The sequence below is a fragment of the Nitrospirillum amazonense genome, assembly GCF_007828035.1.
Lineage (GTDB): Bacteria > Pseudomonadota > Alphaproteobacteria > Azospirillales > Azospirillaceae > Nitrospirillum > Nitrospirillum amazonense.
Window position 1 is genome coordinate 17,019 of record NZ_VITV01000015.1, and the last position, 24,618, is coordinate 41,636.

Annotated in this window: 15 protein-coding genes; 6 read left to right on the plus strand and 9 right to left on the minus strand. The window is 68.0% G+C overall.

The window, feature by feature from the left end; all coding sequences use genetic code 11:
- The first annotated feature begins 417 nt into the window (after positions 1-417).
- From uvrC to FBZ87_RS26355, 5 genes are all read left to right on the plus strand, one after another.
- The gene (gene uvrC, locus FBZ87_RS26335; protein WP_425465742.1) at positions 418-2,418 is read left to right on the plus strand and encodes an excinuclease ABC subunit UvrC; all 2,001 of its coding nucleotides are present in this window, start codon (positions 418-420) and stop codon (positions 2,416-2,418) included.
- A 58-nt stretch (positions 2,419-2,476) separates the two neighbouring features.
- On the plus strand, positions 2,477-3,106 hold the full coding sequence (gene pgsA / locus FBZ87_RS26340) for a CDP-diacylglycerol--glycerol-3-phosphate 3-phosphatidyltransferase (protein ID WP_145613559.1): 630 nt from the start codon (positions 2,477-2,479) through the stop codon (positions 3,104-3,106).
- 5 nt (positions 3,107-3,111) lie between these two features.
- On the plus strand, positions 3,112-3,363 hold the full coding sequence (gene moaD / locus FBZ87_RS26345; RefSeq protein WP_145613560.1) for a molybdopterin converting factor subunit 1: 252 nt from the start codon (positions 3,112-3,114) through the stop codon (positions 3,361-3,363).
- 1 nt (position 3,364) lies between these two features.
- Positions 3,365-3,838 (plus strand): molybdenum cofactor biosynthesis protein MoaE, encoded by a 474-nt coding sequence (locus tag FBZ87_RS26350; RefSeq protein ID WP_145613561.1) that lies wholly within the window; start codon positions 3,365-3,367, stop codon positions 3,836-3,838.
- 239 nt (positions 3,839-4,077) lie between these two features.
- Complete coding sequence (locus tag FBZ87_RS26355; RefSeq protein WP_145613562.1) at positions 4,078-5,382, plus strand: ATP-binding protein; 1,305 nt, start codon at positions 4,078-4,080, stop codon at positions 5,380-5,382.
- Between the two features lie 237 nt (positions 5,383-5,619).
- On the opposite strand, the gene FBZ87_RS26360 is transcribed toward FBZ87_RS26355, so the two are convergent.
- The 8 genes from FBZ87_RS26360 to FBZ87_RS26395 all read right to left on the minus strand — a co-directional run bounded on the left by FBZ87_RS26360 (position 5,620) and on the right by FBZ87_RS26395 (position 18,152).
- Positions 5,620-6,963 (minus strand): DUF1329 domain-containing protein, encoded by a 1,344-nt coding sequence (locus FBZ87_RS26360; RefSeq protein ID WP_145613563.1) that lies wholly within the window; start codon positions 6,961-6,963, stop codon positions 5,620-5,622.
- 233 nt (positions 6,964-7,196) lie between these two features.
- Positions 7,197-8,990 carry an acyl-CoA dehydrogenase C-terminal domain-containing protein gene (locus FBZ87_RS26365; protein WP_145613564.1) on the minus strand — a complete coding sequence of 598 codons (1,794 nt, stop codon included), beginning with the start codon at positions 8,988-8,990 and terminating at the stop codon, positions 7,197-7,199.
- Between the two features lie 67 nt (positions 8,991-9,057).
- On the minus strand, positions 9,058-11,400 hold the full coding sequence (locus tag FBZ87_RS26370) for a 3-hydroxyacyl-CoA dehydrogenase/enoyl-CoA hydratase family protein (RefSeq protein ID WP_145613565.1): 2,343 nt from the start codon (positions 11,398-11,400) through the stop codon (positions 9,058-9,060).
- 26 nt (positions 11,401-11,426) lie between these two features.
- The gene (locus FBZ87_RS26375) at positions 11,427-12,563 is read right to left on the minus strand and encodes a thiolase family protein (protein ID WP_145613566.1); all 1,137 of its coding nucleotides are present in this window, start codon (positions 12,561-12,563) and stop codon (positions 11,427-11,429) included.
- A 131-nt stretch (positions 12,564-12,694) separates the two neighbouring features.
- Positions 12,695-13,111: a MerR family transcriptional regulator gene (locus FBZ87_RS26380; protein ID WP_246134615.1), complete on the minus strand. Its 417-nt coding sequence runs from the start codon at positions 13,109-13,111 to the stop codon at positions 12,695-12,697.
- A gap of 400 nt (positions 13,112-13,511) precedes the next feature.
- Complete coding sequence (locus FBZ87_RS30175) at positions 13,512-15,134, minus strand: tetratricopeptide repeat protein (protein ID WP_145613567.1); 1,623 nt, start codon at positions 15,132-15,134, stop codon at positions 13,512-13,514.
- 164 nt (positions 15,135-15,298) lie between these two features.
- Positions 15,299-16,213 carry a ribokinase gene (locus tag FBZ87_RS26390; protein ID WP_145613568.1) on the minus strand — a complete coding sequence of 305 codons (915 nt, stop codon included), beginning with the start codon at positions 16,211-16,213 and terminating at the stop codon, positions 15,299-15,301.
- Positions 16,214-16,439: 226 nt separating this feature from the next.
- Positions 16,440-18,152, minus strand: a complete 1,713-nt coding sequence (locus FBZ87_RS26395) for a long-chain-fatty-acid--CoA ligase (RefSeq protein ID WP_145613569.1) — start codon at positions 18,150-18,152, stop codon at positions 16,440-16,442.
- A 545-nt stretch (positions 18,153-18,697) separates the two neighbouring features.
- On the opposite strand from FBZ87_RS26395, the gene FBZ87_RS30150 reads away from it, so the two are divergent.
- Positions 18,698-19,231 (plus strand): cold-shock protein, encoded by a 534-nt coding sequence (locus FBZ87_RS30150; RefSeq protein ID WP_050898646.1) that lies wholly within the window; start codon positions 18,698-18,700, stop codon positions 19,229-19,231.
- Between the two features lie 94 nt (positions 19,232-19,325).
- Here FBZ87_RS30150 and FBZ87_RS26405 read toward each other — a convergent pair whose 3' ends face one another.
- A complete protein-coding gene (locus FBZ87_RS26405) occupies positions 19,326-24,317 on the minus strand; it encodes an alpha-2-macroglobulin family protein (protein WP_186454998.1) in 4,992 nt (1,663 codons plus the stop codon).
- Positions 24,318-24,618 lie beyond the last annotated feature (301 nt).

Genomic DNA, 24,618 nt, shown 5'->3' on the forward strand with positions numbered 1-24,618 from the left:
CGAAAACGGCGTGCGCGCCAAGTTTTACACAACGGCCGGACGCGGTCGGGGCCCAACCCTGTCAATCCCTTTTTTGCCTATAATGAACTATTTGTTAGATATTGACAGACCATGTTTCCATAAAAATCAATATGTTAGTGTTTTGTGCCTATTTTATAGGCAAAATCCTGAAAGCCTTGCGGCGCCTGCGTCGGCACACGCTATCAAAGGCTTTTCCGCAAACTTATCCACAGCTTCCGTGGACTACGGCAGCGTTTTCCCCACCCCCTCGGACGGGGGATGATTCGTTCCCCTTTACCCCGGAAGCGATAGGGGAGACCGGACGTTTTCCAGCCGGGCCGCCGCACAACCGGGGGAGCGCGAACGCGACGCGATGGCCATTGACCCGAGGCCGGCAATGGGCAGAGTGTCCGCCCCATGGCCATGACCGACACCACCCCCGACACACCTGTTGAAACGCCCGAGCCCGTCCCCGCCGAAGCGGTGCCGGCCGAGGCGGTGCCCTCAGGGGCCACACCACCTGAGGCCGCACCACCAGAGGCCACCCCAAAGGTGCGCCGCCGCACGGTGGCCGACCTGAACCGGGGCGTGGAGACCATCAAGGCCTACCTGCGCACCCTGCCGGTGACGCCCGGCGTCTACCGCATGATGAACGAGGGCGGCGACGTCCTGTATGTGGGCAAGGCGCGCAACCTGAAACGCCGAGTGGCCAACTACACCGTGCCGGCCAAGCTGCCGGTGCGGCTGCAGCGCATGGTGGCCGAGACGGTAACCATGGAGTTCGTCACGACCCATACCGAGGTCGAGGCGCTGCTGCTGGAATCCAACCTGATCAAGCGTCTCATGCCGCGGTACAACGTGCTGCTGCGCGATGACAAAACCTTCCCCCACATCATGATCACCCGGGATCATGACTACCCGGCCCTGATCAAGCACCGGGGCGCGCGGGACCGGGCCGGCGACTATTTCGGGCCCTTCGCCTCGGCCGGCGCGGTCAACCGCACCATCACCGCCCTGCAGCGCGCCTTCCTGCTGCGCAACTGCACCGACAGCGTCTTTTCCACCCGCACCCGCCCCTGCCTGCAGTTCCAGATCAAGCGCTGCACCGCCCCTTGCGTCGGCCGCGTCAACCGCGCGCAGTATGGCGAGCAGGTGGACGAGGCAGCGGCCTTCCTGGCGGGCAAGAGCCGCGACATCCAGACCCGCATGGCCACCGCCATGATGGAGGCGTCCGAGGCGCTGGACTTCGAGACCGCCGCCAAGATGCGCGACCGCATCCGGGCGCTGACCGCCATCCAGGCCCATCAGGACATCAATGTCGAGGGCATGGAGGACGCCGACATCATCGCCGCCTACCAGGACGGGGGCAGCACCTGCATCCAGGTGTTCTTCTTCCGCGGCGGGCGCAACAACGGCAACCGCGCCTACTTCCCCAGCCATGACAAGAACCAGGGCACAGCGGAGGTGCTGTCCGCCTTCATCGCCCAGTTCTACGACAACCGCGCCGCCCCCGGCCTGGTGCTGATCAGCGAAGACGCGGAGGAGCAGGAGCTGCTGGCCGAGGCCCTGACCTTGCGGGCCGGCCGCAAGGTGGAGCTGGCCGTGCCCAAGCGCGGCGACAAGAAGCGCCTGATGGACCACGCCCTGACCAACGCGCGCGAGGCCCACGGCCGCCGCCTGTCGGAAACGGGCAGCCAGGCCAAGCTGTTGGCCGGCGTGGCCGAGCTGTTCGGGCTAGAGGCGCCGCCCACCCGCATCGAGATCTACGACAACAGCCACATCCAGGGCGCCCACCCCATCGGTGGCATGGTGGTGGCGGGGCCCGACGGCTTCATCAAGAACGCCTACCGCAAGTTCAACATCCGCGACCCCAAGGCCGCGGGCGACGACTTCGCCATGATGCGCGAGGTGCTGACCCGCCGCTTCGAGCGCGCGCTGAAGGAAGATCCGGAGCGCACGGGCGACACTTGGCCGGACTTGCTGCTGATCGATGGCGGCGAGGGCCAGCTGGGCGTGGTGGTGGAGGTGCTGGCCGAGCTGGGCCTGTCCGACATCGCCCTGGTGGGCATCGCCAAGGGCCCCGACCGCGACGCGGGGCGCGAGCGTTTCTTCATGCCGGGCCGGGCGCCCTTCGGCATGGATCCGCGCGACCCCGTGCTCTATTTCCTGCAGCGCCTGCGCGACGAGGCCCACCGCTGGGCCATCGGCAGCCATCGCCAGCGTCGGGAAAAGGCCATCAGCGCCAGCCCGCTGGACGAGGTGGCGGGCATTGGACCCAAGCGCAAGAAGGCCCTGTTGCTGCATTTCGGCTCCGCCCAGGCCGTTTCGCGCGCAGGACTGGCCGACTTGCGCGCGGTGGACGGGATATCGGACGCCGTGGCCAAAATCATCTATGACCACTTCCATCCGGACGGCTAAACTCCACCTTCAAGAGACCGCCGCCCCGCCGTGCCGCCTGAAATCGCCGGACCGCTTCATGCTGACCAGCCTGCCCAACCTGTTGACCCTGTCGCGGATCGCGCTGATTCCCGTCATCCTGGCCCTGCTGTGGTTCCCGGCGACGTGGACGGCGTGGACTGCCGCCGGGCTGTTCGCCCTGGCCGGCATCACCGACTATTTTGACGGCTACCTGGCGCGGGCGTGGCACGAAGAATCCATCATCGGCCGCTTCCTGGACCCCATTGCCGACAAGCTGCTGGTGGCGGCGGTGCTGTTCCTGCTGGTGGCCGACCACAAAATCGCCGGCCATGCGGTGCTGCCAGCCGTCATCATCCTGCTGCGCGAGGTGATGGTGTCGGGCCTGCGGGAGTTCCTGGCCGGCCTGCGCGTGGGCGTTCCGGTCTCGCGCCTGGCCAAGTGGAAGACCGCTATCCAGCTGATGGCCATCGGCTGGCTGATCGTGGGCGACCATGGCCCCGACTGGCTGTATGTCCGCCCCATCGGGGAGGTCGGCCTGTGGGCCGCCGCAGTGCTGACCCTGATCACCGGCTGGGATTATCTGCGCGCCGGCCTGCGCCACATGCTAGCCCCGGTGGGCGCCCCCACCCAGGTGGAGCCGGCGGCGCCTAAGGCGCCGGCCGCCACCCCTGTGCGCACGGGGGCCTGACCGCCATGCGCATCCTCTATTTCGCCTGGCTGCGCGCCAAGATCGGCACCGCGGAGGAAGAGGTGGCGCCGCCCGCCGGTGTGGCCACCACCGGTGACCTGATCACCTGGCTGCAGTCGCGCGGGCCCCACTATGCCGACGCGCTGGCCAACCGCGCGGTGGTCAAGGTGGCGGTGAACCAGGATTATGTTGGCATGGACCACCCCCTGGCGCCGGGGGATGAGGTCGCCCTGTTCCCGCCCGTGACCGGGGGCTGACATGGCCATACGCGTCCAGGCGGAGGATTTCGACGTGGGCGCCGAACTGGCGGCCCTGAGCGACGGTAACCCGTCCATCGGCGGCGTGGCCAGCTTCGTCGGCCTGGTCCGCGACATGTCCAAAGGGGATGGGGGCGGCGACAGCGTCAGCGCCATGACCCTGGAGCACTATCCCGGCATGACGGAGCGGCAGCTGGCCGCCATCGAGGCGGAGGCGCGGGCCCGCTGGCCGCTGGACGGCGTGCTGATCATCCACCGCCATGGCCGCCTGCTGCCCGGCGACCGCATCGTGCTGGCCGCCTGCGCCAGCGCCCACCGCGCCGCCGCCTTCGAGGCCTGCTGGTTCCTGATGGATTGGCTGAAGACCAAGGCCCCCTTCTGGAAACAGGAGGAGACACCGGCCGGCGCCCGCTGGGTGGCGGCCAAGGAGGACGACGACCAGGCAGCGGAGCGTTGGTACAAACGCACGCCGTGATAGCAGTCACATCGTCCTAAGCACTTACAAAAACCCGGAAATATGGGGAAATTTTTAGGTAACGAGTCAACCGAGTCGTTTACGCCCGGTTCACATGCTGAATCTAATACCTCTTGCCTAGTCTCTGACTCGTTAACTAAACCTTTGGCCAAGACTTTGCTTTTAGTGCCGGCCACGCTCACGGCCTGGGACAAAGGTGCGGGAATCCTGTAAAGTGGGGGATCAGCTTTAGAGACCCCATGCCCGAACTATTCAAGACGCCGGCCAACCTTCTGGCCCAAGATCAACGTAATGCCACCGTCCTGCTGGTCGATGGCAACCAGGGATTGCTGATCTCCCTGGTGGATTTGTTGCGCCAAGGTGGATTCCGTTTCGTGCACTGCCGGCAAGACCTCATGGAACTGCCGCAGTACTGCCGTGACCTGTCGCCCGACGTGCTGGTGCTGAACCAGCCGGGCGACAGCCCCGCCGCCGTCAACACCCTGATGACCGCCCTGGGCACGCTGGCCCGGATGCCGGCGGGGGAGCGTCCCACCCTGCTGCTGCGCACCGGCGTGTTGGACGCCGCCGCGCGCGAGGAAGCGCGCCGGCGGGGCGTCAGCGATTTCATCGCCCACAATTGCGACCCGATGGAGGTGGTGACCCGCGTGGCCGGCGCCGCTCACCTGCAGTTCCTGAGCTGGCAGGTGGCGCAGCAGCAGCGGCAGGTGGACATCCAAGTCAAGGACCGAACCGCCCGCCTGCTGGAGTCGCTGGAAACGATGCAGGAGCGGGAGCGGACCCTGCTGGCGGCGCTTGAGCAGACCCGTACGGAGATCCGTCAGAAGTCGGAGTTCCTAGCCCATGCCACACATGAACTGCGCACGCCCCTGAACGCCATCCTGGGCTTCGCCGACCTGCTGCGGCGGGAGTTCCATGGACCGCTGGGCGACGCCCGTTACCTGGAATATGCCGAGGATGTGCACGCCGCGGCCAGCCACATGGCCGCCGTCGTCGATGACACGCTGGACCTCAGCCGCGCCGAGTCGGGCCAGGTGACCCTGGACATCCGCGACATCGACATCGGCCGCGCCGTGCAGGACAGCACCCGCATGCTGCGCACCCTGGCGGCCGATTGCGGCGTGGACCTGACGGTGAAGGTGCCGGAGCAGCCGCTGCGCCTGCGCACCGACCCGGAAAAGGTGCGCCAGATCATCCTGAACCTAGGCTCCAACGCCCTGAAGTTCACGCCGCGTGGCGGCCGGGTGACGGTGGAGGTGCAGGCCGACGACAAGGGCGGCGCGCTGATCCTGATCGTGCGCGACACCGGCGTGGGCATGGCCCCGCACGAGTTGCCCATCGCGCTCAAGCCCTTCGGCCAGGTGCGGGGCGCGCAGCAGCCAGGTGTGCGCGGCACCGGCCTGGGCCTGCCCCTGACCAAACGCTTTGTGGAAATGCTGGGCGGCAGCCTGGACATCGCCAGCGTTCCTGGCCGGGGCACCATCGTCACCGTGCGGCTGCCTGCGCCGGAGAACGACACCGGCAGCGCCCGCGCCACCGCCTGAGGCCGGGACCGGCCCTTCAGCGACCACCCCTTTACGTTTAGGGAAACTTGACCGGCACCATTTCCACCGGTGAAAAAGGAAAAGCCCGCGGGAGGTGCGTCCTTCCTCCCGCGGGCTTTACGCCTCCGGTGGACCTGAACCCGACCGGATGCGATCCCAGTGGTAGCCTGCCCGTGAGGGCCGGGTATCGGCGGCGGGGGTGTCTCCCCCCGCCGCCAACCCTTTCAACCTTATGCCTTAACGAACACCGGACCGGCGCAGGCTGTCCGGCGAGAAGTCGGCCGCCGTCAGGTTGACGTTGAAGTTGTAGGGCTTCTCCTGATTGGTGAAGCCGCTGGCGGTGTAACGGCCCGACTGCAGGTCGTACACGGCGAACAGGCCCGCCCAGAAGGTCTGGACATCGTAGAAGTTGATGCCGTGGGCCTCGGTCACGCGCCACAGCTGATCGCGGCTGTCGTACTGGTCGGCGACCAGGATGCCCCAGCTGTCCTCATCCACGTAGAAGGTGCGGCGGGGATAGATGTGGCTGGTGCCGGATTTCAGCTTGCCCTCGACCACCCACACCCGGTGCAGCTCATAACGGGCGTAGTCCTGGTTGATGTGCTTGGCCTTGATCAGCTGGTCGTAGGTCAGCTTGTCGCTCTGCAGCTGATAGGCGTTGTAGGGGACGTACATCTCCTTCTTGCCCACCAGCTTCCACTCGTACCGGTCGGGGGAGCCGTTGAAGACGTCCAACTGGTCGGAGGTGCGCAGGCCGTCCGAGGCGGTGCCGGGATTATCGTAGGCGACGTTGGGCGCGCGGCGCACGCGGCGCTGGCCGGGGTTGTAGGTCCAGGCGTTACGCGGCTCCTTCACTTGGTCCATCGTCTCATGCACCAGCAGGATTTCGCCCGCCAGGCGGGCCGGCGCCGTCACTTCCTGCTGGAAGTACAGCGAGGTCTGGCCCTCGGGACCCGTGTCGGAGTACAGGAACTTCGACTTCTCGTTGATGTTGATCATCGTGTACGAGCCGTCGGCCTGCGGATTGGCGGCGCCGTAGGTGCGCTCCAGCTGCTTGCCCTTCCAGCGCAGGATGTGGTTCCACACCACCTCCACACCCGTCTTGGGAACCGGGAAGGGCACGCCCACCTTGGCGCCCTCGACCCCGTTGCCGTCATCCACCAGCTTGGCGCGGGTGGCGTTGGCCAGCGTCTCGTCATAGACGCTCTTGGGCAGCGAGGCGCTGCGGTGCGTCGGATAGACGTTCATCTTGTAGTCGGGATACTGCTTCAGCAGGGCCTTCAGGCCTTCCGGCAGCTTGTCCGCGTACTGGGCCATGTTCTGGCCGGTGATGGTGAACAACGGCTTGTCGCTGGCGTAGGGATCGACGTAGACGCCGCCAGCCTTGTACCCCGCCGGCGGGGCGGTGATGCCGCCCGTCCATTCCGGGATGGTGCCGTCCTTGTTGCCCGCCTTCTCAGCGCCGTTCGGCGTCAGGGTCTTGCCCAGATCAGCCGCGGACTGCGCCATGGCGACGCCCGCCATGCCCCCCAGAAAGACGGCGAAGGCGCCGCCGACCAACGCGGTGTTGCTCCACTTCATCCTTTTTCCTCCCTTATGCGGCCGGCTGTCCGCCGACACGCGCGTCTCATTAGCCGAGTGGGTCTTGGTTTAAATGCACATTCCCAAACGCCCAATTCAAGGATCCCCCCACCTCTTGGACAACCGTCCCGGGATTGGCGTTTGATCCTCTCATTTCAATAGTTTGGTCGATGCCGGGACGGCGCGCAATGGCTGTCGAACCGGCATCGACGGAGAAAAAGCGGGTGTGGGGCTCAGAACAGGTCGGCCTCCAGGTCCATGACGGTCTTGGCCCCCGACATCAGGGCCTTGAAGCGGAAATCCACCTCCGGCAGCAGGCGCTGGACGAAGAAGCGGGCGGTCTTGATCTTGGCCTCATAGAAGCCGGACTTGCCGTTACCGCCTTCGGCCAGCTTGGCATTCGCCACCTTCACCATGCGCAGCCACATCCAGCCCAGGGCGACCAGGCCGAAGATGCGCAGGTAGTCGGTGGAGGCCGCACCAGCCTCGTCCGGGTTCTTCATCCCCTTCTGGGCGACGATGGCCGTGGCCTGCTGCAGCTTGCCGAAGGCCTTGGCCAGCGGGCCGGCGAATTCCAGCAGGTCGGTGTCTTCCATCGCCGACTCCAGCTCACCCGCCAGGGGGTGGAAGAAGCGGCGCAGCAGGCGGCCCATGTCCTGGCCCAGCTTGCGGCCCACCAGGTCCAGCGCCTGGATGCCGTTGGCACCCTCATAGATCATGGCGATGCGGGCATCGCGCACGAACTGCTCCATGCCCCATTCGCGGATGTAGCCGTGGCCGCCGTACATCTGCTGGGCCATGGTGGCGCACTCGTAGCCCATGTCGGTGAAGTAAGCCTTCACCACCGGCGTCAGCAGGGCCACGAACTCGTCCGCCTCGGCCCGGGCCTTGGGGTCCGGGTTGTGGTCGGCCTGGTCCAGCTGGATGCCCACCCAGTAGCCCAGGGCGCGGGCGCCCTCGGTGAAGGCCTTGATGGTCATCAGGTTCTTGCGCACGTCCGGATGGACGATCAGCGGGTCGGCCGCCTTCTCCGGCTCCTTGGCGCCGGTCAGCGACCGGCCCTGCAGGCGTTCCTTGGTATAGGTGAGCGCGTTCTGGTAGGCGACCGTGGCGATGCCCAAGCCCTGCATGCCCACGCCCAGGCGGGCGGCGTTCATCATGGTGAACATGGCGCGCATGCCCTTGTGAGGCTCACCCACCAGCCAGCCCTTGGCATCGTCGAAGTTCATGACGCAGGTGGCGTTGGCCATGATGCCCATCTTGTGCTCGATGGAGCCGCACATGACGCCGTTGCGCGGACCGGGCTGGTTGTCCTCAGTCGGCAGGAACTTGGGCACCAGGAACAGGCTGATGCCCTTCACGCCCGGGGGCGCGTCCGGCAGCTTGGCCAGCACCAGGTGGATGATGTTGCTGGTCAGGTCATGCTCACCGGCGGAGATGAAGATCTTGGTGCCGGTGATGCTGTAGCTGCCGTCGTCGTTGGGGACGGCCTTGGTCTTGATCAGGCCCAGGTCGGTGCCGCAGTGCGGCTCCGTCAGGCACATGGTGCCGGACCACTCGCCCGTGGTCATCTTGGGCAGGTAGGTGTCCTTCAGCTGATCGTTGGCGTGGGTGTGGATGGCATTCCACGCCCCCTGGGTCAGGCCGGGATACATGGCGAAGGCCATGTTGGCGGATATCAGCAACTCTTCCAGCACGAAGGTGATGGCATGGGGAAGGCCCTGGCCACCATACTTCGGATCCATGGACAGGCCCTGCCAGCCGCCGTCGACGTAGGCCTGGTAGGCTTCCTTGAAGCCCTTGGGCGTACGCACCACGCCGTTCTCGTAGTGGCAGCCTTCCTCATGGCCGGGGCGGTTCAGGGGCTGCAGCTCGTTCTCGCAGAGCTTGGCCGCCTCTTCCAGGATGCTGGAGACGAGGTCGCGGGTGGCGTCCTCGAAGCCCGGCAGCTTGGTCAGGTTCTCGGCCTGCAGCAGGTCGTTCAGGACGAAATCGATGTCTTCGAGCGGCGCCTTGTAGGTCGGCATCGGAGAATTCCTTGAGCGTTGGAAGACGCCGGGGCAGTTCCCCGCCCCGGCTTCCAAGAGGACAACGTCAGTTGCGCAGCGGCTTGCCGGTGGACAGCATGTGGTCGATGCGGTCGATGGTGCCGGGCGTGCGCACCAGGCGCATGAAGGCCTCGCGTTCCAGGTCCAGCAGGTCGTCCTCGGTCAGCACCGTGGTGATGTCGGTGTCGCCACCGCTCAGCACCCAGGCCAGTTCGCCGGACACCACCACGTCGTGGTCGGTGGCCTTGCCCTGGCTGTGGAAACCGTCCACCGCCATTTCCAGCGCCGTGCGGGCGCCGGGACCGGGCAGGCGGATCTCCAGGGGCTCCGGCGCCTTGTAGTCCTTGGCCAATTCCAGGGCCTTGGCCTTGGCATCGGCCAGCAGCCGGTCGCGGTTCATGGTGATGCCATCAGTCGGGCGCAGGATCAGCATCTCCTTCGCCTCGAACGCCGACTTCGCCACCTTGGCCGTGCTGATCATCTCGAAGGCCTTGGCGATGGGGGGCATGGGGCCGCCCGGGCGCTTCTTGTTGTAGGTGTGGCGGAACAGCATTTCCTTGCAGCCGCCCCAGCCGGGCACCAGGCCCACGCCCACCTCGACCAGGCCGATGTAGCTTTCGGCGTGCGCCTGCACCGCGTCGCAATGCAGCAGGATCTCGCAGCCGCCGCCCAGCGCCATGCCCGAGGGCGCGCCCACCACCGGGAAGGGCGCGTACTTCAGCGCCTTGTAGGTCTGCTGGCCCTCGGCGGTCGCCTGCTCGATCTGGGGCCACAGGGCGATGTTCAGCGCGAACAGGGCCAGGCCCAGGTTGGCGCCGACGGAGAAGTTGTCGCCCTCGTTATGGATGACCAGCGCCTTGTAGGGGCCGGACGTGCCGTCGCCGATGATGTCGATGGCCTTGCGGTAGAGCGCCATCACCTGGTCGTCCAGGGCGTTCATCTTGCCGGTGAATTCCAGGCACAGCACGCCGTCGCCGATATCCCACAGGGCCGCCGACGCCGTCTTGGCCACGGGCTTGGACGCCCGCTTGATGTCGGACAGCAGCAGCACGCCCTCGCCCCGCTCGACCACGGCGTATTCGCCCTTGGTGGTCAGGTAGTGCAGGCGGCCGTCCTCGACCTTGTAGAAGGGGCGGCCGGCGGCCAGGGTCACCAGCGCGGGAACCGGCAGGCCGGCCTCGGTCAGCTTCTCGGCGAACCAGGCCGTGCCCAGGGCGTCGATCATCTCGAACGGGCCCTGCTTCCAGTTGTAGCCGAGGCGCATGGCGGCATCGACGTCCAGGATGGTGTCGGCGATCTCCGGCACCAGGCTGGCGGCGTAGGCCAGCGCCTGGCTCAGCACTTTCCAGGCGTACTGGCCGCCCTTGTCGCTATGGGTCACCAGGCCCTTCAGGCTGCGCTCCTTGGCCGACGCCAGCTCGGCCTTCACGGTCGGGCGGTAGGCGCCGGTCTTGAGATCAATGGTCTCGCGCACCCGCTTGCCGTCCGGCGTCTTGGTCTGGCGGTAGAAGCCGCCCTTGCCCTTACGGCCGGTGTAGCCCTCGGCGATCATCTTCGCCTGCAGCGGATTCTCGCGATAAACGCGGCGGTAGTCGTCCTGCGCCGGCAGGGTGGACAGGAGGCTCTTGGCGATGTGCGGCCCCAGGTCGATGCCGACCAGGTCCAGCAGGCCGAAGGTGCCGGTCTTGGGCAGGCCCATGGGCTTGCCGGTGATCAGGTCGGTCTCCTCCACCGTCAGGCCCAGATCCTCGGCCGCGTTCACCGCCGCCTGGAACCAGTAGGTGCCGATGCGGTTGGCGATGAAGCCGGGGGTGTCCTTGCAGTGCACGACGCCCTTGCCCAGGCGCACGTCGCACACCTGGCGGATGGTGTCGACCGCATCCTTGCGCGTCTTCGGCCCGGCCACGATCTCCAGCAGGCGCATGTAGCGCGGCGGGTTGAAGAAGTGGGTGATCATGAAGTCGGCGGCGAACTGGTCGCTGGCGCCTTCCAGCAGGATCTCCAGCGGGATGGTGGAGGTGTTGGAGCTGACGACCGAGCCCGGCTTGCGCACCGCGTCCAGGCGGCGGTACAGGGCGTGCTTGATGTCCTTGTTCTCGATCACCGCCTCGATGATCCAGTCGACGTCCTTCAGCTTCTCCAGGTCGTCTTCCGTGTTGCCCGGGGTCACCAGGCGGGCTGCGTCCTTGTGCATGAAGGCGGCGGGCTCGCCCTTCAGCAGCTTTTCGACCGCCCCCTTGGCGACGACGCTGCGGTCACCGCCGCTGTCCTTCACGGCCTGGGGAACAATGTCCAGCAGGAAGACGGGAATGCCCGCGTTGGCGATGTGGGCGGCGATGCCGCTGCCCATCACCCCGGCGCCGATGACGGCGGCGCTTTTGATTTCCATGGGGTCTCTCCTCAACCGGGGGCCGATCAGACCGCTTCCAGGACGGTGGCGATGCCCTGGCCGCCGCCGATGCACTGCGTGGCCAGCGCGAACTGCTTGCCTTCGCGCTTCAGCAGGCTGGCGGCCTTGCCGGTGATGCGGGCGCCGGTGGCACCCAGGGGGTGGCCCAGGGCGATGGCGCCGCCGTCCAGGTTCACCTTGGCGGGGTCGAAGCCCAGTTCGCGCGCCACGGTCATGGACTGCACGGCGAAGGCCTCGTTGCTCTCGACAATGTCGATGTCCTTCACCGTCAGGCCGGCGCGCTCCAGCGCCTTGCGCGAGGCCGGCACCGGGCCGTAGCCCATGATGGTGGCGTCGCAGCCGGACACGGCGATGGAGCGGATGCGGGCCAGGATGGGCAGGCCGTGGGCCTTGGCGTATTCCTCGCTGGTCACCAGGGTGGCGGAGGCGCCGTCGGTCAGCGGGCTGGAGGTGCCGGCGGTGACGGTGCCTTCCTGGTCGAAGGCCAGCTTCAGGCCGGCCAGGCCCTCGGCGGTGGTTTCCGGACGGATGCAGCCGTCCTTGTCCACCAGCTTGCCCTTCACATCGATGCCGACGATCTCATCGGCCAGACGGCCAGCGGCTTGTGCTGCAGCGGCCTTCTGGTGCGAAGTGACGGCGTAGGCCTCCTGGTCGGCGCGGCTGAAGCCGAACTTCTTGGCCAGGTTCTCGGCCGTGATGCCCATGGCCATGTAGGCGCCCGGGTTGGCGGCGTGCAGGGCCGCGTTGGGCATGGGGTTGAAGCCGCCCATGGGGATGCGGGTCATGCTCTCGACACCGGCGGCAATGAAGGCCTTGCCGGCGCCCAGGGCGATGGCGCCCGCCGCCATGTGGATGGACTGCATGGAGGAACCGCAGAAGCGGTTGACCGTGGTGCCCGCCACACCCTGGGGCAGGCCGGCGATCATGCCGATCAGCTTGGCGACGTTGAAGCCCTGCTCCCCTTCCGGGAAGGCGCAGCCGACGATCAGATCTTCCAGATCGGCGGTGTTCACGCCCGTGCGCTCGACCAGCGCCTTGATCACCGTCGCGGCCAGATCGTCGGGACGGACCTTCACCAGGTCGCCCTTGTTGGCCAGCGTGAACGGGGACCGGGCGTAACCGGCGATAACGGCTTTAGTCATTGGTGTATTCCTCGCCTTGGCAAACGGGGCGGCGCCTCATTTGGCGGGCGCCGGATGGGGGATGACGCGGGAAAGGCCGGACCGGGATGCGTCCCCGGCACAGCGAAAAAGCGGGTGCGGGCGGGGCGCCGTCAGGCGTCCAGCGCGCCCTTGCGGGCCAGGTGATCGACCACCAAGCCCTCGATCTCCTTCAGGTCGACCAGGGTCTGCTGCACGTCGCGCAGCTGCTGTTCCAGGATGGCGATACGGTCGCGGGCGCTGTTCAGCAAAAAGCGCATCTGCGGCACCTGGGCGTCGCCCACCTCATAGAGGTCAAGGAAGTCCTTGATGCCGGCGATGGTGAAGCCCAGGCGCTTGCCGCGCATGATCAGCTTCAGGCGCGCCCAGTCGCGGTGGGTATAGACCCGCTGCTGCCCTTCGCGGCGCGGGGCCAGCAGGCCTTCGTCCTCATAATAGCGGATGGTGCGGGGCGTCAGCTCGAACGCCTCGGCCAGTTGACTGATGGTGTAGGTCTCTTCCACCGCCGTCACGGGCGCTCCGTCGGGCATGGGTCCTCTCCCTGGGCTGGCCGAACCCCTCTCATTCAGCGGAGGGTCGGCGCCTTACGTTTACGTAAACGTAAGGTCAGGGACGTCCAATGTCAATTGCCTGAATCAACTTTCAACTTCACCCGTTCGGGGTAATGGTTGGGTTGGTAAATCGTGCCCTCAGGCGCCGGGCGGCCACATCCTTGGCCTTGGCTTGTCCTCAGTTTCCAGTCCGCTCCCCGGAAACTTCCGGCGGACGCACTCGCGTCCTAGGAAAAAAAGGCGCAAAAGACCCTGTTCCGCTCGGAACTGGGTTAGGACGCGACCGCGTCCGCCGCAGCGAGCACCGCCCAGTTAGTGTAAAGGGGGCGCAGCGAGGAAGGCAAGCGGCCGGATGGCCGCGCCCGCCGCCTGAGGGAACTTAGATGAAAAAGTGTATCTGCGTGCGGTCGTAGCCGGTGCCCAGCAGCATGGGCTGGCCCTGGGTCACGGGGAAGTCGTGGCCGAAGAAGTAGACGGCCTGCTTCCAGTGGTTGGTGCGGGCGGCGGAGCGGGAGCTGTAGACCACCTCTTCATCCATGTGCAGGTCGAACCAGAAGGCCACACCCTGGACCAGGCCGGGCCGGGTCGCCTGGATGGTCAGGCTTTTCAGGTCGCTGTCCGGCATGCTGACGCGGAAGTCGAAAAACCAGGCCGGGAACGGATCGGACAGCATCTGGTGGGTGTCGGCCGCCAGGTCGATCTGCTGGTAGCCCGGAGCGCGGAACTGGTCGAACCGGCTCATGTCGAAACCGCTGACGCTGCGAATCGGGCTGACGTTGCGCAGGTCGTCGGCCTGGATCAGCTGGGCCCAGACGGTGGCGGCGGCGGGGATGACGCGGGCGCCGGGGCGGGCCAGGTTGCGGCGGGCGTGGTCCAGGATGGCCAGCATGTCGGGCGCCAGCATGCCGACGTTGACGATGTCGGACACCAGCACATCGGCCGGACGCGGCAGGTCCACGCCCAGCTTCAGATCCTGGGGCTTCTTGGCCACGATGGTGATGCGGTCGGCGTAGCCGTTCAGGGCCACGGTCTCGCGCGCCACAGTGGCCAGTGCCGCCAGGGGTTCGGAGGCGATCACGCGGGCGGCACCGGCGCGGGCGGCCATCATGCTGACCAGGGCTGAACCAGCGCCCAGCTCCAGCACCAGATCGCCCGGCCGGATGGCGCGCAGCAGCGCCGCCTCATAGGCGTCGTTGCGCTCGTGATCGTTCAGCCGGGGAATATGCCAGGCCGGCACCTGGGTGCTGCGCAGCAGCTGCAGGGCGTACTGCACCGCCTGGTTTTCCGGCAGGCGGGTCTGCACGCCCGTCAGCAGGGCGACGGCGTCCTCCGTGCGGTCCTGGCCCTGGAACACCTGCGCCAGGCAGATCGCGGCCTCGTACCGGCTGCTGTCGGCAGCCAGGACCTGGGCGAACAGGCCGCCGGCTTCGTCCAGCCGGCCGGTGTAGAGCAGCAGGGTGCCGAGGTTGTACAGGGCGTCGAGGTTGTCGGGCAGCAGGCCCAGGGAGTGGCGCAGGCAGAACTCCGCCTCCTCCAGGTTGCCCAGCTCCCGCAGGGTGTTGCCCAGGTTGTTATGCGCCTCGGCATATCGGGGGTTGATCTCCACCGCCTCGCGGAAGCGGGCCTCCGCCTCGGCCAGGCGGCCAAGGGCGCGCAAGGCGTTGCCCAGGTTGTTCTGGCTGATGGCGTCATCGGGGTTGAGGGTGACGGCCGTGCGGAAGCAGGCCTCCGCCATCTCGAACTGGCGGCAGCCGTAGAGCAGGACGCCACGGCTGTTGTGGTATTGGAAGTTCTCGCCATCCAGCGCGATGGCCCGTTCGAACAGGTCGTTGGCCTCGATCGGCCGGTTGGCCTTCAGCGCGATGACGCCCAGGAGGTGGGTGGCCTCGGCATGGACGGGCTCCGTCGCCAGCGCGGTGCGGCAGCTCATCTCCGCTTCCGCCAGAAAGCCGGCCATCAGGTGCTGGCGGGACAGGTCCACACAATCCTGGACGAAGGACATCCACTCCTCCTCGGGGGCTAGGTCGCGTCTTTGCGCGAGGAGGAGAGCAAGGGGTATGCCACTTGGGGCTGCCCCTGAAAGGCTTGGATTCCCTACACGATTGCAAGAAACTGGCGGCCCGGCGGTGGCACGGAACCGCCGCCGGGCAAAGCTTGCCGGGCAGTTTAGATCAGGATCGCCAGCACTTCGTCAGCGGTGGGCATGGCGTCGCCGGCGCCCACCCGGGTCACGGCGATGCTGGCCGCGCCGTTGGCGTGGCGCATGGCCTGGGGCAGCGTATCTCCCAGGGCCAGCCGGGCGGCCAGGGAGCCCACGAAGCAATCCCCGGCGCCGGTGGTGTCCACCGCCTTGACCTTGCGGCCAGGCACGCTGACCTGGTCATCCGCCGTGACCGCCAGGGCGCCGCGCACACCCAGGGTGGCCACCACGGTCTGGCCCGGGCGCCGCATCAGGCGGCGGGCGGCCGCGGCGACGGCGTCCTCCGCCGCGTCGCCCGGCACCTCGACACCGGCGAAGTGGCCAAGCTCCGTCTCGTTCACCACCAGGATGTCGACGTCGGCCCACAGGCTGTCGGGCGCGTCATCCAGGGCCGGGGCGGCGTTCAGCACGGTGAGGCCGCCGGCGGCGCGGCCCCGGCGGAAGAAGGCGGCGATGGTGGCGCGGGGGATTTCGAACTGGCTGACCAGGATGTCGCCCGCCGCGATGGTGACGGCCTCCAGGTCGGCCGGCGACACCTCGCCATTGGCGGCGGGGATGACGACGATGCTGTTCTCGGCGCTGGCGTCCACCATGACGATGGCGGTGCCGGTGGCGGTGTCGGTCCGGGCGATGCCCTTGGTGCCCACGCCGTTGGCCTGGAAGAACGCCAGCGCCTGGTCGCCGAAGGCGTCGCGCCCCACACGGCCGACGAACTCCACCGCCACGCCCTGGCGGGCAGCGGCGATGGCCTGGTTCAGGCCCTTGCCGCCCCGGCCGAAGGCCACGGTCTCACCGCTGACCGTCTCCCCCGGGCGCGGCGCCCGCCGCATGGTGGTGAGGACATCGGTGTTGATGCTGCCGGCGACGACGACTTTGGGCATGGGAACCTTCGGAACAGGGCGGATGGATCAAAAGAGAACGGCGGCGATGCCTGGGCACCGCCGCCGCGCTTCAGTCTAATATCAGCTGCATGAGATTTGAATCTCATGCAGCTACAGGATGCGACCGCATCCGCCGGACCTTTGCGGGGAGCGGAGCGGACTGCAAAGGGAGGAAGCCAAGCCGCCGGATGGCCGCGCCCGGCGCCTGAGGGCGGCTTAGCTAAACTCAGGAGGCCTTCTTCTGCGCCTCCAGCTCATCCAGCAGGGCCTTGCGCGACAGCTTGCCGATCATGGTTTTCGGCAGCTCGGTACGGAATTCCACCTGCTTGGGCAGCTCGATGGCCGACAGCTTGTCGCGCAGGAAGTCGCACAGCTCCGCCTGCGTCAGGGTGTGGCCCTCGGTCAGCTTGATGTAGGCCTTCACCGTCTGGCCGCGATAGGGATCGGGCACGCCCAGCACGATGCATTCGTTCACCGCCGGATGCAGGTAGATCGCCTCCTCCACGTTGCGGGGATAGACGTTGTAGCCGCCGGCCAGGATCATGTCCTTGATGCGGTCGACGATGTAGATGTAGCCGTCCTCATCCATGTAGCCGACGTCGCCGGTGTGCAGGCGGCCGTTGCGCAGGGTCTGCGCCGTCTCATCCGGGCGCTTCCAGTAGCCCTTCATGACCTGCGGGCCGCTGATGCAGACCTCACCCCGCTGGCCCTGGGCCACCGGGGTCTTGCCGTCCTCCACATCAATGATCTCGATGACGGTGCCGGGCACGGGCAGGCCGATGGAGCCCACCTTGACCTTGCCACCCACCGGGCCGTCGATGGGGTTGACGGTGGCGACGGGCGACGACTCGGACAGGCCGTAGCCCTCCACCAGCTTGCAGCCGGTGTGGCCCTCGAAGGTCTGGCAGACATCCAGCGGCAGCGGCGCGCCGCCGGAGATGCTGAAGGCCAGCGAGGACAGGTCGTACTTGGCCCGGTCCTTGTAGTTGTTGATGGCGGTGTAGATGGTGGGCACCGCCGGGAACTGGGTCGGCTTCTTCTTGTCGATGGTGTCCAGCACCTGCTCGATCTCGAACCGGGGCAGCAGGATCATCTCCGCGCCCAGGTAGATCGACAGGTTCATGACGCCCGTCATGGCGAAGACATGGAACAGGGGCAGCACGCCCAGCATGCGCTCCTGCCCCGGCCGGCCCTGGTAGAACCACAGCGCCGACTGCACCGTGTTGGCGGTCAGGTTGGCGTGGGTCAGCATGGCACCCTTGGGCACGCCGGTGGTGCCGCCGGTGTACTGCAGCACGGCCACGTCCTCGACCGCGTTGATGGTCACGGGGGCATAGCGCCCGTCGTTGGCCGTCAGGGCGCGGAAGCTGAGGTTATGGCCATCAGACGGCGGGTGGGCGATGTCCTTCCGCTTCACCAGCGGGTACAGCAGGCTTTTCGGGAAGGGCAGGATGTCGGCCATGCGGCCGGTGACGATGGTCTTGAGGCAAGTCTGGCCCAGCATCAGGACCAGCTTGTCGTAGCACTGCGGCACGTCGACCGTGATCATGATCTCCACCTCGGAGTCATTGATCTGCTTGACGAGTTCGCGCTCCGCGTACAGCGGATTGAAGTTCACCACCGTGGCGCCGGTCTTCAGGATGCCGTAGTAGCAGAAGACGGAATAGGGGGTGTTGGGCAGGAACAGGCCCACGTTGCTGCCCCGGCCGACACCCAGCGCCTGCAGCCCCTTCGCCACCCGGTCCACCATGTCGGCGCCCTGGCGATAGGTGTAGCGTTTTCCCAGGAAATCGATGAAGGGCCGGTCTGCGAAGCGCGCCGCGGAGCTGTCGAACAGGTCCGTCAGGGGCTTCACCGGTATGGGCGCGTTCCAGTCCACGCCCGTCGGATAGCTATGTTCCCAAATGTGCGCCGCACTCACGGCCGGGTCGGCCATCATACGTTTTCTCCCCAGGGGCGGCCCTCCACTCAGGTATGGGGTGCCACCGCTCCAATTCGTGATTTGAAGCTCAGGGTGCCGACCTGGCGACGAGGGACGCATACCCGGCGGTCGTATCGGCAACCGATATGCCGGGGCATCCATCCCCGGTCTAGGGCGGTAACGTGCCTGCATCGGGGACGCTACTCAAGCGTTTCATGCAGCGGACGGGTGCGGGGGCCCGGCCGCAGGCCCGGCAGCCGGCAACCCCAAGTTGCCGCCGGTGTTTGGGCGCCGCCATGAAACCGGCCCCGGCCGGGTGCCCAAGCCCTGTGGATGAAAGGAACGAAGCCCCTGCCGCAGCGCAACATTTCCCCACACATTACAGTAGCGGTCCCCAGGAGTTTATGTTTACCATTAAGACGGGTTAAGCTGCCGCATTGGAAGAAAACCAGGGACAGTTCCGGACGCACCGGACGCACCCGGAACGGCGGTTGTTGGGAGGTGAGATCATCGGGCCGGCGCCCGTTCGGGCGAACCCGGCGCAATCGGGAAGGTACTGCCTCGTGCCACGCTTCGGATCGTATGACGCCTTCAGCCAGGAGGAGGGTCTCCCGGCCAAGGCCCAGGTTAAATGGTTCAATACCTCAAAGGGATTCGGCTTCGTCGCCCTGGAGGATGGAACGCCTGACGCCTTCCTGCACATCTCGGTGATCAGCCGCGCCGGCCTGGCCGACATCACCGAGGGAACGGAACTGCTGTGCACCATCGGTGCGGGCCCCAAGGGCCCCCAGGTGCTGCGCATCGTGGAAGTGACGGGCACCGCGGCACCGCCGGAGCGCAGCGGCGGCCCCGCCCCCCGCACCCGCGACCGGGTACCCACGGGGTCGGAGATCGAGATCGACGGCACCGTCAAATGGTTCAAGGCCGACAAGGGCTTCGGCTTCGTCCTGGCCGACGACGGCGGCAAGGACGTCTTCGTGCACAAGAGCGTCCTGCGCCGCTGCGGCATGGACCACCTGGACGAAGGCCAGCGGGTGCAGATGCGCATCGCTGACGCGCCCAAGGGCCGTGAAGCGGTCTGGGTGGCCCTGGCCTGAGGCCGCGCCTCTCTCCCCTGCCCCGGAAAGATCACAGCCCCGGAAGCCATCGCCTCCGGGGCTGTTTCTTTACCGCAATCGCCTATGGGCCCGGCTACGGCAAGATACTAATGCTGCCGGCGGTGCCGATGGCCTGGTGGTTGGGGGAGGTCCATTCCTCCACCTGCGACGGCGCCAGGGAGTAGGTGCCGGGCAGGACGGCCCGCACCAGGTAGACCAGGCGGAATTCGCGGCGGTCGCCGGCCAGATCCACGGCGGCGACGTAGCGGTCCTCCCGCGCTTCCACATGGGTGGCGTCGCTGAGGTCGCCCACGGCGCCTGCCAGCTCGGGCGGCAGGCCGCCCCGGGCGATGCGCACCGTCTCGATGGCGAGGCCAGCGGCCACCGGGTCGCTGACCAGCACCTGGGTGGGCGCCGTGCCCTCCACCTTGCCGGACAGCACCACGGCCAGCAGATCGTTCTGGTGGATGCGCGCCAGGTCCACCGGATGCCCCTTCAGGTCCAGCAGGCGTCGTTCAATGGTATAGCCCTGGCCGTTCCCGGCGGGGGTCGCCGTGGCCGGGCCTTCCGCCAGGGGAATGCCGGCAACAGCAACCGTGCGTTGTATCGGCGCTTGGCCGCCATTGTGGACGGCCAGGGGGCGGCCGCCGATCTCCAGCCGGCGGACCAGCGGCCGGGTCTCGGCCGCCGCCTGGCCGGCCAAGCCCAGCGTCATGGAACCGGAGCGCTGCATCAGGCCACGGCTAGCCACCAGCAGCCAGGCGCGTTCCTGGCTGCTGATCAGCGCCGGCTCACGCAGCAGACCCTGCACTTCCCTGGCCTGGGCGGTCACGCGGTCCAGCGGGGCGTTCCCCTCGGCCAGCAGCGCCAGGCTGGCAGCCCGGTCCCGCAGGTCGGAACCGAAGTCGCGCATGCCCGGCAGCGTGATGCGCAGGCCATCCACGCGGTTATAGGCGTCCTGGGCCTGGGGCAGGCCCACGGCGGCCAGGGCGGCCGCGACATGGGCGCGGGCCAGGCGGGTGGGCAGCTTATCCCAGAACGTTTCATAGAAATAACGGACCGGCGTGGCGTCCACCGCCTTGGCCTTGGCAACCACGGCCAGACCATAGGCGCGGGCCGGCAGGTCCGCCGGCTCCACCCAGCTGTTGCCGATGCTGCGCACAAGCCAGTCCAGGCCCTTGCGGTAGGGCGCGTCCGGCACGGCATGCCCGGCGTCGCGCGCCCGGGTCAGAAAGTCCATGACATAGGCGGACAGCCAGGGCTCCGCCGCGCCGTCGGCCGACCATAGGGCGAAGCCGCCATCCGCCCGTTCCAGGGTCAGCAGCTTGTCGATGGCGCGGTCGATGCGTTCCCGCAAGGTGGCGTCGGTGTAGAGCCCCAACGCCTTGCCGGCGTCGCCCAGATAGAGCAATGGCAGGGCACGGCTGGCGATCTGTTCCGACGAGCCGTAAGGGTTGCGGTCCAGGGTCATCAGCAGGCCGGGCACGTCCAGCTCCGGCAGGGGGCTGAGCGCCAGGCCCGATACCGCGGTTTCCGGGCGCAGGCCTTGGGCCGACTCGGCCGAAACCTGGACGGTCGTGGCGGGGCGGATATCCACCGTCTGGTGCCGGGTGACCACGGGCAGGTTGCCCCGCACCGGCACGGCGAACTCGCGGGTCAGGACCACGCCCTCCGGCCCCTTTACCGTCATCAGCAGGCGCCCGGAGCCCACGGCCACCCCCTTCACCACGCGATTCAGGGTGACCTTGCCGCCCTTGGCCAGGCCGTGGAAGACGACGACGATCTCGCGCGGTTCCGGCCGCACCACGTCCTTGCCCTTGCGCTTCTTGGCGCCCACGCCACGGTTGGCGGTGTCGACGGGGAAGGACAGCGGGCCCTCGGCCTGCAGGGTGACGGTGTAGCTGCCGCGCGTGCCGCTGACATTGTTCAAGGTCAGGGCCAGGCGGGCCGTGTCGTCCGGCGCCAGGAAGCGGGGCAGCGCCATGTCGGCCTGCACCGGGTCACGCACCGACAGCACCCGGTCGGCGTGGCCCACCGCGCCGGCGGACCAGACGGTGGCCATCAGGCGCAGACGGCCCTGGAAGTCCGGCAGGGCCAGCGGCACCTGCACCTTGCCGTCATTGCCCACGGGCAGGATGCCGGAATAGAGCGCCACCACCGGGGCGCCGCGCGGCGGCACGGCGTCAGAGGTCGGGACCGGCGCCGGCGGCGCGGCCCCGGCGGCACCATGGGGCGCCGTCAGGCGGCCGTAGACGTCATGGATGTCCACGCCCAGCTGGCGCTGGCCGAAGAACCAGGCCTCGGGGTCGGGCGTTTTGTAGCCCGTAAGGTCCAGCACGCCCTGGTCGACGGCGGCCAGCACCAGGTGCACGCCCTGGCCCGCTGCCACGCCCGGCACCTGGATGGGAATGTGGACGGTCTGGCGTGGCTTGGCCTCCGCCGGGCCGTCCACCTTGGGCGTCAGCGTGTGGCCGGCCATGGCCACCGGCAGATAGTCCACACCCACGGCGCGGCGCGGCAGCGAGCGGCGGCCGGCCTCCACCGGGGCGAAGGCGTTGGCAATGACGTAGGCGCCGCCACCGATGTCCGCATCGACCGGGATTTCCACCAGGGCGCCCTCAGCCCCGATCTCACGAGTCAGGGTCTGGCGCACGGCGCGGTCGGCCAGGGTGATCAGCACGGTGCTGCGGTAGGGCGGGCGCACGAAGACGGCGGCCTTGCCCCCGGGCGCCAGCGGGCCCCCGCCCACGGCCCCCTTCACCGTCACCTCCACCGCGTCCGGCGTCTCACCCAACCGCGCACTGACCCAGGAACCGGCGGCGAAGCGCACGCTGCCCGCCACACCGGTGGCCGGGTCGTATACCTCCAGCCGGTAGCGGCCGGAGGACACGGGCACCTCGACACCCGCCGGCGCCTTGGCGCTGGCCGCCAGCGTGCCGCCCGTCACCTTCTGGTCGTGCACCTGGGGCTTGTAGTCCCAGCTACCGTTGGCCTCGAACCAGACGTAATCCAGGCGTTCCTCATAGAGGTCGTAGGACAATTGGCCCTTGTCCAAGGGCTTGCCGTCCGGCGACACGGCGATGACGTCGAAGGCGGCGGTCGCCCCCTCCGGCACGGCGTCGTCGTTGAAACGGGGACGGATGCCGATGGTGTAGGGGTGGCGTTCCACCGGCACCACCAGGTCGTGGCCCGTCGTGCCGCCGCCCACGTCGAACAGCGCGGCGTGGACCACAGCCTCCAGCGGGCGGGAGCCGTCCAGCTTGCCCTTCAGCGACACGGCCACGCTGGCCACGCCATTGGCGTCGGTGGCGAAGCCGGGCAGCGTCTCCTGCCGCGGGACCGCATCCTCCTGCGCCAGGCCGTAGCGATAGCCCTGGAACTGCGGGCCCTTGAGCTCGGGGAAAGGATCCGCCGCCGGACGCAGGGTCACCGACAGGGTGCCGGCCAGGTTGGCCGCCGGGGCGCCGCTGGGCGTACGGCCGGTGATGTCCAGCGTCAGCGCGCCGTCCGGTCCCACACGGGACTGGTCGGCGGTCAGGTCCAGGTTCACGCGCGGCGGCACGAAGTCGGCCACCTGGAAGCGCAAGGTGCCCACGGCCGGGCCGTCGGGGTCGGCGTGGGCGGTCACGGTCCAGGTGCCGGTGGCGGCGTTGCCCGGCAGGTCTACGGTGGCGGCGTACCCCCCCATGCCCCGGTCGGCCAAGCTGAAGCGCTCAATCTCCAGCCCGTCGGGCCGCTGCACCTTCAGGGTCAGCGGACGGCCCGCCACCGCCAGGCCGGCGGCATCACGCAGCAGGGTGGTGACGTGCACCACCTCGCCCGGGCGGTAGATGCCCCGCTCGGCGAAGACGTAGGCGTCCAGCGCCCCGGGGGAGGGCCGGCCGGCGGCACCGCGCGCGGCAAGGTCTAGGCCGGACGCAGACAGGTCCAGGAAGCTGAAGTCGCCGTCCTTGGTGCTCGCGAACAGGGCCTGCCCCTTGGCCGCACCGGAAGCCGGGTCGAAGCGGGCGGCGCCGTCGGCACCGGTCAGCACCTTGCCCAGTTCCTTGTTGTCGCGGGCGGCCACGCGCACCTCCACCCCCGCCAGCGGTGTCGCCGTGCGCAGGGAATGGACGTAGACCAGCAGGCCGTTGCTGCCCGACAGGGTGGTCAGGCCCAGGTCGGAGACGATGAACCACTGGGTGGCGCGGCCTTCCCAGCCGGCGGTCTTGGCGCCGGCATCCTCCGCCACCGCCACGTAGACGCCCGGCTTCAGCTGGCCCAGGACGGCATCGATGGGGAAAGGCGTCACCTGCGCCTGATTGCGCTTGGCGCCAACGGCCATCTCACCGCGCCACACCAGCTCCCCGTTCTTTTCCACCAGGGAGCCGACGTCCAGGTCATTCAGCGTCTGGTTCAGGCGGCCGTAATAAATCTGCTCCACCAAGGAACGGTCCTTGATGTGCAGCACCTGCAGGCGGGCGCGGTCCACGTTGATGGTGCGCAGGGGCAGGCCGTCGCGGCCGATGCGCGGCAGGATGTAGCCGCCGCTGCGGAAGGACAGCACCGGCCGGCGGTTCAGTACCTCGATCTCGCGCGACTGCGGGGCGGACAGGGTCTCCGCCCCGCCGGCCGCGGGCAGGCCGGCCTTCAGGGTCACGGTGTAGTGGTGGCCGTGCTCCAGCTTCTGGACGCACAGGGTGCGGTCGCGCACCACCACCGGCTTCTGTATGGGCGTGCCAGGGTCGGTCCCGGCGGCGGGGCCGGCGTTCTTGGCCAGCACCTCGACCTTGCCGGCGTAGGGGTCCTGCAGGCCGGCGCGCGCCTTGGCCAGGGGCCGGTTGAAGGTGAAGCAGGCCTCGGGATCGTCCCGCTCGGCGTTCACCTCCAGCCCCGTCAGGCCGAAGGGGCCCGTATCGGCCGGCGCCTGAGTCGCCCCCGCAGGGGGCGTGCCCGCGGGCACACCAGGAGGCGTGCCAAGGCCGGGCTTCGCCGGCTGGGCCGGGGCGGTCGGCGGCGGCGCCGGCGCGCGCTCTTGGGGGGAAGCTGTGGCGGCGGCGGGCAGGAAGACAGCCAAAGCGAGGGCCGCGGCGAAGCTACGCACCATGGGCAGCGGGGCCTCCACCCCGATAGATAATAACGGCAAGAAACCAGGAGGACCGGCGCCCGTATAGATGGACATCCGGCCAGTCAGGGCGCCAGAGGACGATGTTTTGGACGGTATTGCAACAGGCGCGTTGTCGGTACGGCCCGCCATTCGACCTTGCCCCGGTAGGCCAAAGGCCATAGCGGGTGGTGAAACGGGGTGAAATGGCGATAAGGCGCCCCCGCACCGCCTTTCACCCGCGGCTTATTCCCTCGGTCGAAACGCCGGGCCGGCCTTTCCTCTTGTCCTCTTGCCCCGCGTG

Coding starts and splice junctions, on each gene's coding strand:
- uvrC (WP_425465742.1), top strand. CDS start 418: ATGGCCATGACCGACACCACCCCCGACACACCTGTTGAAACGCCCGAG.
- pgsA (WP_145613559.1), top strand. CDS start 2,477: ATGCTGACCAGCCTGCCCAACCTGTTGACCCTGTCGCGGATCGCGCTG.
- moaD (WP_145613560.1), top strand. CDS start 3,112: ATGCGCATCCTCTATTTCGCCTGGCTGCGCGCCAAGATCGGCACCGCG.
- FBZ87_RS26350 (WP_145613561.1), top strand. CDS start 3,365: ATGGCCATACGCGTCCAGGCGGAGGATTTCGACGTGGGCGCCGAACTG.
- FBZ87_RS26355 (WP_145613562.1), top strand. CDS start 4,078: ATGCCCGAACTATTCAAGACGCCGGCCAACCTTCTGGCCCAAGATCAA.
- FBZ87_RS26360 (WP_145613563.1), bottom strand. CDS start 6,963: ATGAAGTGGAGCAACACCGCGTTGGTCGGCGGCGCCTTCGCCGTCTTT.
- FBZ87_RS26365 (WP_145613564.1), bottom strand. CDS start 8,990: ATGCCGACCTACAAGGCGCCGCTCGAAGACATCGATTTCGTCCTGAAC.
- FBZ87_RS26370 (WP_145613565.1), bottom strand. CDS start 11,400: ATGGAAATCAAAAGCGCCGCCGTCATCGGCGCCGGGGTGATGGGCAGC.
- FBZ87_RS26375 (WP_145613566.1), bottom strand. CDS start 12,563: ATGACTAAAGCCGTTATCGCCGGTTACGCCCGGTCCCCGTTCACGCTG.
- FBZ87_RS26380 (WP_246134615.1), bottom strand. CDS start 13,111: ATGCCCGACGGAGCGCCCGTGACGGCGGTGGAAGAGACCTACACCATC.
- FBZ87_RS30175 (WP_145613567.1), bottom strand. CDS start 15,134: ATGTCCTTCGTCCAGGATTGTGTGGACCTGTCCCGCCAGCACCTGATG.
- FBZ87_RS26390 (WP_145613568.1), bottom strand. CDS start 16,213: ATGCCCAAAGTCGTCGTCGCCGGCAGCATCAACACCGATGTCCTCACC.
- FBZ87_RS26395 (WP_145613569.1), bottom strand. CDS start 18,152: ATGATGGCCGACCCGGCCGTGAGTGCGGCGCACATTTGGGAACATAGC.
- FBZ87_RS26405 (WP_186454998.1), bottom strand. CDS start 24,317: ATGGTGCGTAGCTTCGCCGCGGCCCTCGCTTTGGCTGTCTTCCTGCCC.